Source organism: Streptomyces sp. NPDC043908, assembly GCF_056435525.1.
Map to the genome: position 1 here is coordinate 1 of NZ_JBWKEI010000021.1, position 17277 is coordinate 17277.

14 protein-coding genes are annotated in these 17277 nt (G+C 72.6%); 7 read left to right on the top strand and 7 right to left on the bottom strand.

All coding sequences use genetic code 11. From position 1 onward, the window contains the following. Positions 1 to 246: 246 nt before the first annotated feature. Positions 247 to 648, bottom strand: coding sequence for a winged helix-turn-helix transcriptional regulator (locus AC069K_RS32570; protein WP_478622180.1), 402 nt, complete (start codon positions 646 to 648; stop codon positions 247 to 249). Between the two features lie 106 nt (positions 649 to 754). Here AC069K_RS32570 and AC069K_RS32575 point away from each other — a divergent pair, with 106 nt between their 5' ends. The 4 genes from AC069K_RS32575 to AC069K_RS32590 all read left to right on the top strand — a co-directional run bounded on the left by AC069K_RS32575 (position 755) and on the right by AC069K_RS32590 (position 5244). After that, entirely contained in the window at positions 755 to 1624 is an 870-nt protein-coding gene (locus AC069K_RS32575) for an NAD(P)H-binding protein (protein ID WP_478622182.1), read from the top strand. A 92-nt stretch (positions 1625 to 1716) separates the two neighbouring features. Then, complete coding sequence (rarD, locus tag AC069K_RS32580) at positions 1717 to 2730, top strand: EamA family transporter RarD (protein WP_478622184.1); 1014 nt, start codon at positions 1717 to 1719, stop codon at positions 2728 to 2730. Positions 2731 to 3202: 472 nt separating this feature from the next. Next, on the top strand, positions 3203 to 4531 hold the full coding sequence (locus tag AC069K_RS32585; RefSeq protein ID WP_478622186.1) for a M28 family metallopeptidase: 1329 nt from the start codon (positions 3203 to 3205) through the stop codon (positions 4529 to 4531). Between the two features lie 137 nt (positions 4532 to 4668). Beyond that, on the top strand, positions 4669 to 5244 hold the full coding sequence (locus tag AC069K_RS32590; RefSeq protein ID WP_478622273.1) for a flavodoxin family protein: 576 nt from the start codon (positions 4669 to 4671) through the stop codon (positions 5242 to 5244). Here AC069K_RS32590 and AC069K_RS32595 read toward each other — a convergent pair. From AC069K_RS32595 to AC069K_RS32610, 4 genes are all read right to left on the bottom strand, one after another. After that, complete coding sequence (locus AC069K_RS32595) at positions 5210 to 5815, bottom strand: TetR/AcrR family transcriptional regulator (RefSeq protein WP_365114585.1); 606 nt, start codon at positions 5813 to 5815, stop codon at positions 5210 to 5212. The two genes, AC069K_RS32590 and AC069K_RS32595, sit on opposite strands and share 35 nt — an antisense overlap. Positions 5816 to 5982: 167 nt before the next feature. Beyond that, complete coding sequence (locus AC069K_RS32600) at positions 5983 to 7008, bottom strand: ABC transporter permease (RefSeq protein WP_478622188.1); 1026 nt, start codon at positions 7006 to 7008, stop codon at positions 5983 to 5985. Next, entirely contained in the window at positions 6995 to 7966 is a 972-nt protein-coding gene (locus AC069K_RS32605) for an ABC transporter ATP-binding protein (RefSeq protein ID WP_478622190.1), read from the bottom strand. The genes AC069K_RS32600 and AC069K_RS32605 overlap by 14 nt, the downstream gene beginning before the upstream one ends. Positions 7967 to 8121: 155 nt before the next feature. Next, the gene (locus tag AC069K_RS32610) at positions 8122 to 9378 is read right to left on the bottom strand and encodes a LolA family protein (RefSeq protein WP_478622192.1); all 1257 of its coding nucleotides are present in this window, start codon (positions 9376 to 9378) and stop codon (positions 8122 to 8124) included. Between the two features lie 590 nt (positions 9379 to 9968). Between AC069K_RS32610 and AC069K_RS32615 the strand changes: the two genes are divergently transcribed. Further along, entirely contained in the window at positions 9969 to 10523 is a 555-nt protein-coding gene (locus AC069K_RS32615; RefSeq protein ID WP_478622194.1) for a hypothetical protein, read from the top strand. Between the two features lie 30 nt (positions 10524 to 10553). Here the strand turns inward: AC069K_RS32615 and AC069K_RS32620 are convergent, their stop codons facing one another. Then, on the bottom strand, positions 10554 to 11564 hold the full coding sequence (locus AC069K_RS32620; RefSeq protein WP_358832674.1) for a polyprenyl synthetase family protein: 1011 nt from the start codon (positions 11562 to 11564) through the stop codon (positions 10554 to 10556). A 234-nt stretch (positions 11565 to 11798) separates the two neighbouring features. On the opposite strand from AC069K_RS32620, the gene AC069K_RS32625 reads away from it, so the two are divergent. Both AC069K_RS32625 and fahA read left to right on the top strand, forming a co-directional pair. Next, positions 11799 to 13793, top strand: coding sequence for a CocE/NonD family hydrolase (locus tag AC069K_RS32625; RefSeq protein WP_478622275.1), 1995 nt, complete (start codon positions 11799 to 11801; stop codon positions 13791 to 13793). 158 nt (positions 13794 to 13951) lie between these two features. Continuing rightward, positions 13952 to 15175: a fumarylacetoacetase gene (fahA, locus tag AC069K_RS32630; RefSeq protein WP_478622196.1), complete on the top strand. Its 1224-nt coding sequence runs from the start codon at positions 13952 to 13954 to the stop codon at positions 15173 to 15175. Between the two features lie 81 nt (positions 15176 to 15256). Here the strand turns inward: fahA and recQ are convergent, their stop codons facing one another. After that, the gene (recQ, locus tag AC069K_RS32635) at positions 15257 to 17155 is read right to left on the bottom strand and encodes a DNA helicase RecQ (protein WP_478622198.1); all 1899 of its coding nucleotides are present in this window, start codon (positions 17153 to 17155) and stop codon (positions 15257 to 15259) included. Between the last annotated feature and the right edge of the window lie 122 nt (positions 17156 to 17277).

Sequence of the window (17277 nt, forward strand, 5' to 3'; positions counted from 1 at the left end):
AAATGACCAACCAACTCGACCAAGCCATCGAACAACACGGCAAAGGCGACCTCACCACCCTCCTCACCGGCAACGACACCTGGACCGTCACCAACCAGGACCACGGGTAGCGGCAGGACGCGGGGAGAATCGACATCAGTGCGGGTGCCCGGGCGGGCACCCGCACTGACGCGTTGGGGGGGTCGCCGGGGACCGGGCCCTCGCGGGTGCGCGACAACCGTGCGGCAGCGGTGAGGACCCGGGGGGCTACGCCGTCCTGGCCGTGCGGGCCTCGTCGTACGCGACGCGGGCCTGCTCCACCTGTTCCATCCGTACGCCGGTCCACTCGGCGAGGGCCCGGACGCGTTCGGCGGCCTCGCGGCCGAGCGGGGTCAGGGAGTAGTCGACGCGGGGCGGGATGACCGGCTTGGCGTCGCGGTGCACGAAGCCGTCGCGCTCCAGCGTCTGGAGGGTCTGGGTCAGCATCTTCTCGCTGACCCTGCCGACGTGCCGGCGCAGCTCGCTGAAGCGGAACGAGCGCTCCATCAGCGCGAGCAGGACGAGGACGCCCCAGCGGCTGGTGACGTGCTCCAGGACGAGCCGGTGCGGACACATCGCCTCGCGCAGGTCCTCGGCGGGCCGGGTGCCACTCGCATCACTTACTGCCATACCAGTACCTTACTTCAAAGTGGGTACTTACGAAAGGTTAGCGCCCGCCGTACGGTGAGTGGCACGGGGTCCGCACGGGAGCCCAGGAGCCAAGGAGTCACCAGCCATGAGCATCGTCGTCACCGGAGCCACCGGAGCCCTCGGCCGTCTCGTCATCGACGAGCTGCTCGCCGTGGGCGTGCCCGCGGCCGGGATAGCCGCCGTCGTACGGAACGAGGAGAAGGCCGCCGGTCTCGCCGAGCGCGGGGTGGAGCTGCGGGTGGCGGACTACAGCGCGCCCGAGACGCTGGCCGGGGCGTTCCGCGCCGGTGACCGCGTCCTGCTGATCTCCGGCAGCGAGGTCGGGCAGCGGGTGGCGCAGCACGCGGCCGTGATCGCGGCGGCGAAGGAGGCCGGGGTGGCGCAGCTCGCGTACACCGGCATCCTCGGCGGGCCGGAGGCCGACTTCCGCCTCGCCGACGAGCACCGGGCCACCGAGGAGCTGATCCTCGACTCGGGGCTGCCGCACACCTTCCTGCGCAACGGCTGGTACACCGAGAACTACACCGCCCAGCTGGAGCCGGTCCTGGCCCACGGGGCGGTCGTGTCCAACGCGGGCGAGGGCCGGGTGGCCTCGGCCGCCCGCGCCGACTACGCGGCGGCCGCGGCGGCGGTGCTGACCGGCGAGGGACACCTGGGCCGGGCGTACGAGCTGAGCGGCGACGTGGCGTGGTCGTTCGCCGAGTACGCGGCGGAGGTCGCGAAGGCGACCGGCAAGGAGATCACGTACCGGGCCGTGACGCCCGAGGCGCACCTCGGCATCCTCACGGGCGCGGGCGTCCCGGCGCCGTTCGCCGAGATCCTGGTCGACGTGGACCTCGCGATCGAGCGCGGGCGGCTCGCGGGCACGTCCGGCGACCTGGCGCGGCTGATCGGGCGGCCGACGACGCCGGTCTCCCGCACGATCGCCGAGTCGGTCGCGACGACCGCGGCCTGACGTGGCCGGCATGGCCTGAACCCGACGCTCCCTGGTCAGGACCGTTTTCGGATATAGGGCATGACAGGCGTGGCCACCGGGCGCTACCGTCGATGGCGTCGACGCGCGCGCAGGGAGGGCCAGTGGCCGAAGAACCGACAACCGCTGCCGGTGAGCAACGGACAGGACTGCTGTACGGGATCGGCGCCTACGGGATGTGGGGGCTGGTCCCGCTCTTCTGGCCCCTTCTGAAGCCGGCCGGCCCGGTCGAGATCCTGGCCCACCGGATGGTGTGGTCCCTGGGCTTCGTCGGCATCGCGCTGCTCGCGCTGCGCCGCTGGGCGTGGATCGGCGAACTCGTCCGCCAGCCGCGCCGGCTGGCGCTCATCGGGCTCGCCGCCGCCGTGATCACCGTCAACTGGGGCGTCTACATCTGGTCGGTGAACTCCGGCCATGTCGTCGAGGCGTCCCTCGGCTACTTCATCAACCCACTGGTCACCATCGCGATGGGCGTCCTGCTGCTCAAGGAGCGGCTGCGGCCGGTGCAGTGGGTGGCGGTGGCCACCGGCGCGGTGGCGGTGGTGGTCCTGGCGGTGGGGGCGGGCCGGCCGCCGTGGATCTCGCTGACGCTGGCGCTGTCGTTCGCCACGTACGGACTGGTGAAGAAGAAGGTGAACCTCGGCGGGCTGGAGTCGCTGGCCGCCGAGACGGCGGTGCAGTTCGTGCCGGCGCTGGCGTATCTGGTGTGGCTGGGGGCGCGCGGGGAGGCGACCTTCGGGTCCGAGGGCGCGGGGCACGGGGCGCTGCTCGCGGCGACCGGGGTCGTCACGGCGGCGCCGCTGGTGTGCTTCGGGGCGGCGGCGATACGGGTGCCGCTGTCCACGCTCGGGCTGCTCCAGTACCTGGCTCCGGTGTTCCAGTTCGGCCTGGGCATCCTGTACTTCCACGAGGCGATGCCGCCCGAGCGGTGGGCGGGGTTCTCGCTGGTGTGGCTGGCGTTGACGCTGCTGACGTGGGATGCGTTGCGGGGGGCTCGGCGGGGGAGGGTGGCGCTGGCTGCGGCTGCGGCGGAGCGGCATGTGGAGCCGCTGCCGGTCGAGCCGCTGCCCGCGCCGGGGGCCCGCTGACCTGACGCCCGCCCCGGGTCCCGCGTTCACCTGCGGCTGGGTGGGGGCTGACCGCGCAGTTCCCCGCGCCCCTCAAGAACGGGCCTACGGCCCGAAGCCGTCTTCGTCTGCCGGCCGGTGGGGGTTGCTCGCGCGGTTCCCCGCGTCCCTCAAAACCCGGCCCCCCGACCGTGTTTGTCTGCCCGCCCCTGGGGCTTACTCGCGCAGTTCCCCGTGCCCCTTCAGGGACGCGGGGAACTGCGCGGCCAGCCCCCACCCAGCCGCAGGCAAGCAACCGCCCTCCCGGGCGAAGCCCGAGGCCCCGCGCCCGAGGGGTTGAGGGAACGGGCGGGGTGGGGGAACAACCCTTTCGGCCACAGTCCGCTCACCGAACACCCCTGACCGGAATCCGTTCTTGACGGTGAGTGAACCCCTCCCTGAACATCAGGCTCGCGTTTCCGTCCCATCCCCGAACGGAATACGGAGCCCCCACATGCGCATCAAACACCCCATCGCGGCCGCCGCCACCGCCACCGCCGCGGCCCTCGGCCTCGGCATCGGCCTCGCCGCCCCGGCCGTACAAGCCGCAGCCCCCACCCCCGCCCCCACCACGCTCGCCGCCGCCCCCGACATACCGATCGCCAACGTCAAGGCGCACCTCACCCAGTTCCAGCAGATAGCCACCGCCAACGGCGGCAACCGCGCCCACGGCCGCGCCGGCTACAAGGCCTCCCTCGACTACGTGAAGGGCAAGCTGGACGCCGCCGGGTACACCACCTCCATCCAGCAGTTCACCTCCTCCGGCGCCACCGGCTACAACCTGATCGCCGACTGGCCCGGCGGTGACACCTCGCAGACCGTGATGGCGGGCGCCCACCTCGACTCGGTCACCGCGGGCCCCGGCATCAACGACAACGGCTCCGGCTCGGCCGGCATCCTGGAGACCGCGCTCGCCGTCTCCCGCGCACAGCTCAAGCCCGACAAGCACCTGCGGTTCGGCTGGTTCGGCGCCGAGGAGCTGGGCATGGTCGGCTCGAAGTACTACGTCAACAGTCTCGCGACCGGCGACCGCGCCAAGATCTCCGCGTATCTGAACTTCGACATGATCGGCTCGCCGAACCCGGGCTACTTCGTCTACGACGACGACCCGGCCCTGGAGAAGGTCTTCAAGGACTACTTCGCGACCCTCTCCATACCCACCGAGATCGAGACGGAGGGCGACGGCCGCTCCGACCACGCCCCGTTCAAGAACGCCGGCATACGCGTCGGCGGCCTCTTCTCCGGCGCCGACTACACCAAGACCTCGGCCCAGGCCCAGAAGTGGGGCGGCACGGCGGGCCGCGCGTTCGACGCCTGCTACCACTCCTCCTGCGACACCAGCGCGAACATCAACGACACCGCGCTCGACCACCACAGCGACGCCATCGCCTACGCGCTGTGGCAGCTCTCCACCGGCACCACCACCCCGCCCACCGGTGACACCTACGAGAACACCACCGACGTCACCATCCCGGACTCCCCCGGCGCGGCCGTGACCTCGTCGGTCTCCGTGACCGGGCGTACGGGCAACGCGCCCTCCGCACTCAAGGTCGGCGTGAACATCGTCCACACCTACAGCGGTGACCTGGTGGTCGACCTCATCGGCCCGAGCGGCACGGCGTACCGGCTGCACAACTCCTCGTCGGACTCCACGCCGAACATCAACACCACGTACACCGTCAACGCCTCCGCCGAGACGGCGAACGGGACGTGGAAGCTGAAGGTGCAGGACAAGGGGCCGCAGGACACCGGGTACATCAACAGCTGGAAGCTGACCTTCTGACCGTGCCCTCCTGAGGGTCCGGTCCCCGAAGGCCCGGTCCCCGAAGGTCCGGTCGCTGAGCGTCCGGTCCGGCCCCACCCGTAAAGAGTATGCGTGTGCATATACTGCACGCGCATACTCTCTTCTGGGGGGACCCCATGGCCCGCACCTTCCTCTTCCTGCTCGGCAGTACGCGCCCGGGCGGCAACTCCGAGCAGTTGGCCAGACTGGCCGCCGAGCAGGTGCCGGGCGACGTCCCGCAGCGCTGGCTCGACCTCTCCCGGCTGCGGCTGCCCGAGTTCGGCGACCGGCGCCACGACGGCGAGGGCCTGTACGCCGACCCGACCGGGGACGCGGCGACCCTCCTCGGGGCCACCCTGGAGGCCACCGACCTCGTCATCGTCTCGCCGCTGTACTGGTACAGCGTCTCGACCCCGGTCAAGCGCTACCTCGACCACTGGGCGGGATGGATGCGGGTGCCGGGGCTGGAGTTCCGGCCGCGGATGGCCGGGCGCACCCTGTGGGGCGTGACGGCGCTGGCCGGCACCGACCAGTCCGTGGCCGACCCGCTGGTGGGGACCCTGCGGCACACCGCCGCGTACATGGACATGCGGTGGGGCGGCGTCCTGCTCGGCTCGGCCAACCGGCCCGGCACCATCGGGCAGGACACCGGCGCGACCGTCCGCGCCAAGACCTTCTTCAGCTCGCGGCCGGAGCTCGCAACGCACGCATGACGTGCGCGACCAGCACGGCGATCCTGTCCGGGTCGTGGAACGGCCGCTTCAGCGCGTGCCGGTAGTACAGCGGCCCGTACAGCATCTCCACCGCCAGCTCCAGGTCGGCGTCCGGTGGCAGCTGCCCCGCCCGCTGGCCGGCGCGCAGCCGCTCGTAGACCAGCGCCACGCGCGGCACGACCAGCGCCTCGTTGACGGCCTTGGCCAGGGCCTCGTCATGAAGGAGCTCGGAGAGGATCCCGGTGTACGCGGATCCGATCACCGGCGAGGTGAAGACCCGCATCACGCTCGTGACATGCGTCACGATGTCCCTGTCCACGTCGCCCGTGTCGGGCAGGGGCGAGGTGCTGACCACGGCCTCGATCACGGCCTCCAGGAGCAACGCGCCCTTCGTCGCCCACCAGCGGTAGATCGTCTTCTTGCTGACCCCGGCACGGGCCGCGATGCCCTCGATCGTCACCCGCCCATAGCCGTTTTCCGCGCACAGTTCGAGCGCCGCGGAGAGGATCGCGCGGCGCGATCTCTCGCTCCGGCGCCGGGGGTTGGGGGCGTTCGGTGGCGGCTCGGTCACGGTGCGAGTCTACGAGGACGGTCCGTAGCGTATTGACAGCGGAATGGTCTGCTCCAAGAATGTGCCAAGGAAACGGCACGTGTCGTGTCGAGCCGCCACGGGGGTCGGCTCGCACGACCGTTCCGTCTTCCCTCGTCCCTCCCCGTCTCCCGGGCGTCCGGCGGTCCTCAGGCCGTGATGTCCTTGGCCGTGAAGCGCGCCCAGGCCGCCGATCCGAACACCGCCACGTACACCGCCTGCAACTCGACGTTCTTCACCAGCTGGTCCCAGTAGACCGGCACCCGCAGCAGGTCCGCGAAGGACAGCCAGTAGTGCGGGAAGAGGTAGGGCTGTATCGCGTGCAGCTGGGGAATCTGGTCCAGGATCTGCACGGTGATCAGCAGGCCGACCGTCGCCGCCATCGCCGCGACTCCGCTGCCGGTGAGGGTGGAGATGAACAGGCCGAGCGCGGCCATGCCGGTCAGGGAAAGCGCCACCGCCCCGGCGACCGCGAGCGCGCGCACCAGCCCTTCGGCGAACGATATCTGCGTACCCGACAGGGTCGTGACGTCGCCGAGCGGGAAGAGCAGCGCCCCCACGGCGAGCGCGGACGCCGCCACGACCAGGGTCGCCAGCAGGCAGAACGCGAGCGTCGAGGCGTACTTCGCGAGCAGCAGCCTGGTCCGCCCGGCCGGGGCGACCAGCAGATAGCGCAGGGTGCCGCTGTTGGCCTCGCCCGCTATCGCGTCGCCCGCGACCACGCCGATCGCCATCGGCAGGAAGACGGGAAGGGTCGCGGCGAGCCCGGCGAAGACGAGGAACAGCCCGTTGTTGGTGATCTGCGAGATGAAGGCCGGGCCACCACCGCCGCTGGGACCGGCCGTGCCGCCGCCGCGCGTCTCGATCTTCACGGCGATACCGATCAGGACCGGGACGGCCGCGAGCACCCCGAGCAGCGCGAGGGTGCGCCACCGCCGGACGACGGTGACCAGCTCGGACCGGAAGAGCCCGAGCGTCCACAGGGGGCTGGGCCGCCGCGACCCGGCCCCGGGCGCGCCGGGGGCCGCCGGCGCCCCCGTCACACCACGGGCCGCCTGCTCCGGCTCCCGCACAGCACGGGCCGCCTGCGCCCGCTCCGGCCCGCTCGCAGCCGGGGCGGCCGGGGGCTTCGCCCCGGGCGCGTCCCGCGCCGCGTTCACCTCAGCCCGCGACATCGAACCCCTCCCCCGTCAGCGCCACGAACGCGTCCTCCAGCGAGGCCCGTTCGACCCCGAAGCCCCTCACCCGTACGCCGCCGTGCACCAGCGCGGCGTTGAGCTCGGCCAGTTCCCCCTCGTCCGGCGGGAGCTCGCCGGTCACGCGGTCGCCGTCCACGGTCACGTCCGCCACCCCGCGCTCCTTGAGCAGCCGGGCCGCGTCCGCCGGGTCGGGGGTGGTGACCGCGAGCCGGCCGCGGTTGCCCCCCGCCAGCTCGGCCACCTCGCCCTGGACGACGAGCCGGCCCTGGGTCATCACCGCCGCGTGCGTACAGACCTGCTCGATCTCGTCCAGGAGGTGCGAGGAGAGGAAGACGGTGGTGCCGTCGGCCGCGAGCTCGCGCACCAGGGCGCGGATCTCCCGCATGCCCTGCGGGTCGAGGCCGTTGGTCGGCTCGTCCAGGACCAGCAGCTTGCGGGGCTGGAGCAGGGCGGCCGCGAGCCCGAGCCGCTGCTTCATGCCCAGTGAGTACGCCCGCGCCTTCTTCCCGGACGCGGCGGCGAGACCGACCCGGTCCAGCGCGTGCGCGACGCGGCTCGCGCGGGTGCGGGGGTCGGCGGTCGGGTCGGCCGAGTCGTACCGTACGAGGTTGTCGCGGCCGGAGAGGAACCCGTACAGCGCGGGGCCCTCGATCAGGGCGCCCACCTGCGGAAGGACCGTGCGGCCCGCGCGGGGCATGGGGCTGCCGAGGACCCGGGCCGTGCCGGAGGTCGGCTCGATCAGGCCCATCAGCATGCGGATGGTGGTCGTCTTGCCGGAGCCGTTGGGGCCGAGGAAGCCGAAGATGCTGCCGCCGGGGACGGTGAGGTCCAGCCCGTCCACGGCCAGTTGGCCGCCGCGGTACCTCTTGGTGAGACCGCGGGTCTCGATCACCGATGGAGAGTTCTCCACCCCGCCCCTTCCCTTGCCCGGCACTTCGCCCCGGGCCCCCGTTCGTCTGCGGACCGTCGTCTGCGGACCGTCGTCTGCGGATCGTGCCCCGCAGGGCGTGGCGTGCGGGGGCGGAAGGGGGACCGGGCACCCGGGGCCACACCCCCGGGTGCCCGGTCCCCCTCCGCCGACCGCCGCGCCTACTTCGCCGCGTTGGCCGCGTTCACCAGCGCGTCCTTGGTCACCGCGCCCACGAACACCTTGCCGTCGTCCGTCACCAGCGCGTTGATCAGCCGGGTCTTGAAGACCGTGCCCGAACCGAACGGGCCCGTGACCTTGTCGCCCAGCGAGCTGAGGAACTTCTGGGCCTCCGGCGGGACATCGCCCCTGCCGCCCTTGCCGGAGTGCGCGGACGGGATGCCCTTACCTCCTGGAACGTCGAGGCGGGCGATGGAGTTCCAGCCCTTGCCGATGACGTCGAGGCCCTTGAACTCGCCGCCCGGGGCGCCCTTGAAGCCCCGCTCGCCCCGGCCCGCGTGCCCCTTGCCGTCGTCCTGGGTGACCTTCGCGCCCTTGGGCGGCGTGAAGTCGAACGTCGAGGCGGACGGCTTGCCGAAGTCGACCTTCGTGAAGCCCGCGTCGATCACCGCCTTGCCGCCACCGGCCGGCGCGAGGGTGAACTTCAGCGGCACCCCGTTCCTGGCGTCCACCGCGATCCGTATCGCGCCGATGGTCGAGCCGGACTGCTTCGGCTTGATCACCAGCTGGTACGCGTCCCGGCCCGCCACGTGGGAGGTGCCGTCCACGGTCACCGAGGTGGTCGGGTCGATGCCCTTCAGGGCCTGCTCGGCCAGCGCCTCGGGCGTGGCCGGCAGGGACTCGGGGGCCTGGCCCGGACGGCCGTGCCCCTTGGCCGCGCCGCCCGCGGGGCCCTTCTTGCCGTCGGCGGCCCGCTGGGAGTGGTAGACCTCGTTGGAGGCGCTGTCGTACGCCCATACGTCGTCCCCGCTGTGGACGACGCTGTACTCCGACGCCTTGTCCAGCACCGACAGCTTCTGCTTGTCGGGGCCGTCGGCCGCCACCCGCAGGGTGTGCGAGCCGGAGGCGAGCTCCATCAGCTTGCTGTCGGGCGAGGCGGACGAGCCGCCCTCGCCGGCGCCGCCCTTGGGCGCGAAGGAGCCGAGGCCGCCGAAAGACGGCAGACCCAGATCCGTGGTGATCTTCACCGTGCCGGAGAGCTGCTGGGCGTCCGACGCGGCGATCTTCTCGATGAGCTGCTGTGCGCTGATCTTCGGCAGATCCGGGTCACCCGAGGCCGCGAGCGCCGGGACCAGCCCGATGGTCGCGGCCGCCACCCCCGCCACCCCGACCGGGACCAGGTAGCGCGCGGCCTTGCGGCGGCCCGCGACGAGGTCCCCGGCCTCCTCGGTGGTGTGTGCGCTGTCGTTCGGTGCCATGTGTGCCTTACCTCCGTGGTCGGCGGCGTCCGTCCGTAGTGCTGCGCTCTGTCCACCCCGCGCCGCCATTCTCACCCGAATTGGTCAGGAGTGGTGTTCTCCATCTGACCAAATCGGCCGCCGCCAGGCGTCACCCCTCGGGAGCAACCTCGTGTACCTCTCTGGGATGACACCACCGCCCGTCAGCCGGGCCGACCAGTAGGGGTTGTACGTCGCGTACCTGTCATTCGCGTCAACTCCGCCGAGGCCAGGACCGGTTGTTCCCGGCCGTCGCCAACCCGCCCGGATTCGCCTCGCACTTGGACGCTCTTCGGCCACGGACCGGGCGCCCGCTCGCGCGCCGGTGCGTGCGCCCGGCGGCGCCGCCGTCGCCCGTCCCTCTCGGCGGCGGTGCCGCGCGGAGGCGCGCAGGGGCCGGTTGACTGGTGTTTCACCGGGTAGGCGGCTGTCCGGACAGCGCCACCGAGCCCCCGATGGTGTGACCTGGGTCACACTCTTGGCTGATCGGGTGTTCGAGTCGCTTTGGGCCGGAATCCGTACACCTGAACAGGAGCAACCGGCACCGACCGTGCCCACCAAAGGGGAGCGCCATGCTCAGCGTCCACCGCATCGCCTTCGGCACGGCGGCCGGGACAGCCGTCCTGGCGCTGGCCGCCACCGGGTGCGGAAGCGGCACCAGTACGCCCGACAGGCCGTCCACGACGGCACCCGCGACCCCGGACCGGGCCGCCTCCACCCTCAGCGCGACCCAGGTCGACAAGGTCGGCACGGTGGTCACGGACGGCGACGGATACGTCCTCTACCGCTTCGACAAGGACAGCGCGAAGCCGTCCCGCTCCGCCTGCCTGGCCGCCTGCGCGGCGATCTGGCCGCCGGTCCCCGCCACCGCAGCGCTGACCGTCAAGGGCGTCGACAAGGCGCTGGTCGGCAAGGTCGCCCGCCCCGACGGCACCGTCCAGCTCACCCTCGGGGGCTGGCCGCTCTACCGGTACGCCAAGGACGACGCGCCCCACCAGGCGTACGGGCAGGGCGCCGCCGGCACCTGGTTCGCGATCACCCCGGCCGGGGGAAAGGCCACCGCCGACACGGGCGGCGGCACGACCTCCGGCGGTGTCAGCACACCGCCGAGCGGCTCCGGGTACTGAGGAAGCTGTCCGGACGGGCGGGGACCGGGCCTAGCCCGCGCGGTGCACCACCGCGTCGCACAGCTCCTCCAGAGCCGCCTTCGCGTAGCACTCGGGCAGCGGCGCCAGCGTGGCGCGGGCCTCCTCCGCGTACCGCACGGTGTCCCTGCGGGCCTGTTCGAGGGCCGGGTGGACCCGCAGCCGGCGCAGCGCCTCGGCGTGCCGGGCGTCGTCCGTCAGGTCGCCGTCGAGCAGCGCGACGAGCTCCAGGTCCTCCGGGCGGCCGTGCTGGGCGGCGTGCGCCCGCAGGTGCAGGACCGGCAGCGTGGGGATGCCCTCGCGCAGGTCGGTGCCGGGGGTCTTGCCGGACTCGTGCGAGTCGCTGGCGATGTCCAGGACGTCGTCGGCCAGCTGGAAGGCGGTGCCGAGCCGCTCGCCGTACTGGGTGAGGATGTCCACGACCGACTCGTCGGCGCCGGACATCATCGCGCCGAAGCGGCCGGAGACGGCCACCAGCGAGCCGGTCTTGCCGGCGAGCACGTCGAGGTAGTGGTCCACGGGGTCGCGGCCGTCGCGCGGGCCCGCGGTCTCCAGGATCTGGCCGGTGACCAGCCGTTCGAAGGCCTCGGCCTGGATGCGCACGGCCTCCGGGCCCAGGTCGGCCAGTATGTGCGAGGCCCGGGCGAACAGGAAGTCGCCGGTGAGGACCGCGACCGAGTTGTCCCAGCGGACGTTGGCGCTGGCCACCCCGCGCCGCACCTCGGCCTCGTCCATGACGTCGTCGTGGTAGAGCGTCGCCAGATGCGTGAGCTCCACGACCACCGCCGAGGGCACGACACCCGGCGCGTACGGGTCGCCGAACTGGGCGGCGAGCATCACGAGCAGCGGCCGGAAGCGTTTGCCGCCCGCGCGCACGAGGTGCTGCGCGGCCTCCGTGATGAAGGGGACCTCGCTCTTGGTGGCGTCGAGCAGGCCCGCCTCGACTGCCGCCAATCCGGTCTGGACATCGGCCTCAAGAGCCTGGTCCCGCACGCTCAGCCCGAACGGCCCGACGACGGTCACGAGGGGTACTCCTGTCTGCTGACGATCACACGGATTGTCGATGTGTCGCTGCCTTCACTCAAGTCAGCGTATCCGGTCGTTGTTCGATCACCGTTGGCGCCTTCCCGTCACCCCCCGCGCACAGCCCGATGGACCCCGGTATGTTCGTGATCAGCCAATATCTTAGGAAAGATGCCGATTGTCCGGAACACCCGCCGAGGCCGTGCCCGGCCCGGCGCCGAGGGGTGGCTGACCATGCGGATCCGCACCGACTTCCCGTACGAGACCACGCACGCGGACGTGCTCGTCCCGCTCCCGGACGGGACCCGGCTGTACGCGCGGATCTGGCGTCCGGTGACCGAGGAGCCGGTCCCGGCGCTGCTCGAATACGTGCCCCACCGGCTCACCGACGCCACCGCGCCGCGCGACCGGCAGCGCCATCCCTGGTACGCGGGTCACGGCTACGCCTGCGTACGCGTCGACGTGCGCGGGCACGGCAACAGCGAGGGGCTGCCGGGCGACCGGTGCGACGCGACCGAGCTCGCGGACGGGGTCGCGGTCGTCGAGTGGCTCGCCGCGCAACCCTGGTGCGACGGCAAGGTCGGCATGATCGGGATCTCCTGGGGCGGCTTCAACTCCCTCAAGATCGCGGCCCTCGCGCCCGGGCCGCTCAAGGCGGTCGTCACCGTCTGCGCGCCGGACGACCGCTATGACAACGACGGGCACTACCTGGGAGGTTCCGTCCTCGCCGGAGCCATGCACGCGCGGGCGGCGAGGACGCTGGCGTTCACGGCACGCCCGCCGGACCCGGCCCACGTCGGCGAGCGGTGGAGCCGGCTGTGGGCGGAGCGGCTGGAGGCCCTGGAGCCGCCGCTGCACACCTGGCTGGCCCACCAGCGGCGCGACGACTACTGGAGGCACGGCAGCGTCCGCGAGGAGTACGGGGCGATCCAAGCCGCCGTGCTCGCGGTGGGCGGCTGGCACGACCCGTACCGGGACAGCGTGCTGCGCCTGGTGGAGCACCTGCCCGCGGACCGGGTGCGCGGGCTGATCGGGCCGTGGTCGCACCAGTACCCGGACCGGGGCCTTCCGCCGGGGCCCGCCATCGGCTTCCTCCAGGAGAGCCTGCGCTGGTGGGACCAGTGGCTCCGGGGCCTGGACAGCGGGATCATGGACGAGCCGCTGCTGCGCTCCTGGATCAGCGGCTCGCACCGGCCCGCCACGGTCTACGGGGAGCTGCCAGGCCGCTGGGTCGGCGACCCGGCCTGGCCCTCGCCGCACGTCACCCCCGTCGTGTACACGCTCGGGGGCGCCCCGGTCCGGGTCGACTCCCCGCAGCACACCGGTCTGGACGCGGGCCGCTTCCTCCCGTCCGGCGGCGACGGCGACCTGCCACCGGACCAGCGCGCCGAGGACGCGCACTCGGCGGTGTTCGACTACCCGGTGCCGGACGGGCCGCCGCTGGAGATCCTGGGGTGCCCGCGGGTGACGCTGCGGCTGCGGGTGGACGTGCCGTTCGGGCAGGCCGTCGCACGGCTGTGCGATGTGGCGCCGGACGGCTCGTCCACGCTGGTCACCCGGGGCGCGCTCAACCTGTCCGCGCGCGAGGGACCGGACCGCGCGGACGCCTGGCCGCTGGGCGCCACCCAGGACGTGACGTTTCCCCTCGCCGCCATCGGCCACAGCTTCCCGCCCGGCCACCGCGTCCGCCTGGCCGTCTCCTCGGCGTACTGGCCGTGGCTCTGGCCGCAGGCGGACTCGGCGGGCTTCACGCTCGACCCGCAGGACAGCGCCCTGAGCCTGCCCGTCCGTGAGCACACGGCCGACACCGTCGTCTTCGACGAGCCCGAGCAGGCGGCGCCGCTCGGCGTGGTCTGCCCCGAGCCGCTGGACGAGCCCCGGCCCGAGCGCCTGGTCGTCCGCGATGTCGTCAAGGGCGAGTGGCGCCTGGAAGTGACGCCGCGCTCCGGCGGTACGAAGGTCCACCCCGACGGTCTTGAGGTCACCGAGGAGGTGGTGGAGACGTACACCATCGAGGAGGCGGACCCGCGGTCCGCCCGCACCCGCTCCGACTGGACCCTCCGGCTGCACCGGCCGGAGCTCGCCTGGAACGTGACCATCACCACCCGCTCCGAGATCGCTTGCGACGCGGCGGACTTCCTCACCTCGGACGAGGTGGTGTGCCGGGACGGCGACGAGGTCGTCTTCCACCGGACCTGGGAGAAACGCATCCCCCGGACGGCGGGCTGAGGGGGCCCGGCGCCGCGCGAGGAGCGGCCGGAGGAAGGGGGCAACCGTCCCTCCCCGACGGGGAGTTTCCGGACATCGCACACTCTTTGGGCCCTGCCCGCGCGACCACCGCCGACGTAACGTGTCCTGAACACCCGTGGAAAGCGAGGCAGGCACAGATGTCCGAGCAGAGCCCGCTCGACCTGGCCGAGGGCGACCCCTTCGGCCCGCACAACCTTCCGTACGGCGTCTTCTCCACGCCCGACGCGCCCGACCACCGCCGCGTCGGCGTCCGCATCGGCAACCACGTCCTCGACGCGGGGGCCGCCGCGCACGCGCTCGGCTCCCCGTACGCGGCGCTGCTCGCCAGGCCCACGCTCAACCCGCTGCTCGCGGCCGGGCGCACGGCCTGGCGCGATGTGCGGCGCGCGCTCACCGCGTGGGTGACGGTGCCCGCGCACCGGCCCGACATAGAGCCCCTGCTGCACCCGCTGGACACGGTCACCCTGCACCTGCCGTACGAGGTCGCGGACTACGTCGACTTCTACGCGAGCGAGCACCACGCCACCAACGTCGGCCGGATCTTCCGGCCGGACGGGGACGCGCTCACCCCCAACTGGAAGCACCTGCCCATCGGTTACCACGGCCGGTCCGGCACGATCGTGGTGTCGGGGACGGACGTGGCCCGCCCGCACGGGCAGCGCAAGGCGCCCTCGGACCCGGCGCCGGTGTTCGGCCCCTCGGTGAAGCTGGACATCGAGGCCGAGGTCGGCTTCGTGGTGGGCACCCCCTCCGAGCTGGGCAGGCCGGTGGAGCTGGCCTCCTTCGAGGACCACGTCTTCGGCCTGTTCCTGCTGAACGACTGGTCGGCGCGGGACATCCAGGCATGGGAGTACGTGCCGCTGGGCCCCTTCCTCGGCAAGTCCTTCGCCACCTCCGTCTCGGCGTGGGTGACGCCGCTGGAGGCGCTGACGGCCGCCCGGGTGGCCCCGCCCGCGCGGGACTTCCCGCTGCTGCCCTATCTCGACGACGCGTCGGCGGAGGTGCCGGGCGGCTTCGACATCCGCATCTCGGTCGCCCTCAACGGGCAGGTGGTGGCCGAGCCGCCGTTCGCCGGCATGTACTGGACCGCCGCCCAGCAGCTCGCCCACATGACGGTGAACGGCGCCTCGCTGCGCACCGGCGACGTGTACGGCTCGGGGACCGTGAGCGGCCCCGAGCGCGACCAGCGCGGCTCCTTCCTGGAGCTCACCTGGAACGGTACGGAGCCGATGGACCTCACCACCGGCAAGCGCACCTTCCTGGAGGACGGCGACGTCGTCACCATGACCGCGTGGGCCCCGGGCCCGGACGGCGTCCGGGTCGGGCTCGGCGAGGTCACGGGCCGGATCGTCGAGTCCTAGCGGAACGGGCGCCGGAACCTGGCGGGGCAGGCGTCGAGTCCTGGCGGGACAGGTGGAGGGGCACCGGGCGCGCCCCTCCGCCTACTCCTGCTCCCCCAGCACCGCCAGCACGCCCTCGCCGTACGTCACCAGCTTCTTCTCGCCCACCCCGGCGATCGTGCCCAGCTCCTCCACCGAACCGGGGCGGGCCACGGCGATCTCCCGCAGGGTGGCGTCATGGAAGATCACATACGCGGGGACGCCCTGCTCGCGAGCCTGCGCGGCCCGCCAGGCGCGCAGGGCCTCGAAGAGCGGAGCAGCCTCCTCCGGGAAGTCGGCCGGGGCGGCCTTGGCCTTGCCCGCACCGCGTGCCCGGGGCGCGCGCTCGGGCTTCGCCGGCTCCGAGCGGAGCCTGACCTCGCGCCCGCCGCCCAGGACCTCCCCGCTCGTCCCGGTCAGGACCAGCGTCCCGTACTCGCCCTCCACGGCCAGCAGGCCCTGGGCGAGCAACTGCCGCACCACGCCCCGCCACTGCGCCTCGGAGAGGTCCTCGCCGATGCCGAACACCGACAGCGCGTCGTGGTCGAACTGGATGACCTTGGCGGTCTTGCGGCCGAGCAGGATGTCGATGATCTGGCCCGCCCCGAACTTCTGGCGCCGCTCCCGCTCCAGCCGTACGACCGTCGAGAGCACCTTCTGCGCGGCCACCGTGCCGTCCCAGGTCTCCGGCGGGTTCAGACAGGTGTCGCAGTTGCCGCAGTGGGCGGCCGGGGCCTCCTGGCCGAAGTACTGGAGGAGCTGGGCGCGGCGGCACTCGGCGGTCTCGCAGAGCGCCAGCATCGAGTCCAGATGGGCGCCCGCCCGGCGCCGGAACGCCTCGTCGCCCTCGCCGCCCTGGATGAGCTTGCGCTGCTGGACCACGTCCTGCAGGCCGTACGCCATCCACGCGGTGGACGGCAGGCCGTCGCGGCCCGCGCGGCCCGTCTCCTGATAGTACCCCTCGACCGACTTGGGCAGGTCCAGGTGGGCCACGAACCGCACGTCGGGCTTGTCGATGCCCATGCCGAACGCGATGGTCGCCACCACGACCAGCCCGTCCTCGCGCAGGAAGCGGGACTGGTGCAGCGCGCGCGTGGCCGCGTCCAGGCCCGCGTGGTACGGCACGGCCGCCACGCCGTTGTCACTCAGATACTGGGCGGTCTTCTCCACCGAGGCGCGCGAGAGGCAGTAGACGATGCCCGCGTCCCCCTCGTGCTCCTCCTTGAGGAAGGTCAGGAGCTGCTTCTTGGGGTCGTTCTTCGGCACGATCCGGTACTGGATGTTGGGCCGGTCGAAGCTCGCCTCGAAGTGGCGGGCCTTCGGCATCACGAGCCGGTCGGTGATCTCGCGGTGGGTGACCCGCGTCGCCGTCGCCGTCAGGGCGATGCGCGGCACGTCCGGCCAGCGCTCCCCCAGCATCGACAGCGCCAGGTAGTCCGGGCGGAAGTCGTGGCCCCACTGCGCCACGCAGTGCGCCTCGTCGATCGCGAAGACGGAGATCTTCGCCCGGGAGAGCAGGTCGAGCGTGGCTTCCACGCGCAGCCGCTCCGGGGCCAGGTAGAGCAGGTCGAGCTCGCCCGCGAGGAGCTCCGCCTCCACCGTGCGGCGCTCGTCGAAGTCCTGCGTGGAGTTGATGAAGCCGGCCCGCACGCCGAGCGCCCGCAGTGCGTCGACCTGGTCCTGCATCAGGGCGATGAGGGGCGAGACCACCACTCCCGTACCGGGTCTGACCAGGGCGGGGATCTGGTAGCAGAGCGACTTTCCGGCACCCGTGGGCATGAGCACCACGGCGTCGCCGCCGCTCACCACGTGCTCGATGACCGCGCCCTGGTCGCCGCGGAAGCTCTCGTAGCCGAAGACCCGGTTCAGCGTCCGCAGCGCCTCGCTCCCGGCCGCCGGCCCGTCCGTCGTCCCGGCCACCGGCTGGTCCACCACCTCGACCGCCCCTTCTGTCCCGTTCATCCCACCGTCCCCCACCGTCGTCCTCGTAACTCCGCCACCCCTGCCACGATAGGGGTCCGGGCGGACACGCCCTGCCGCGGTCGGACCGGATCGCGCCATAACCGCAGGTCGGCGGGCTGAAA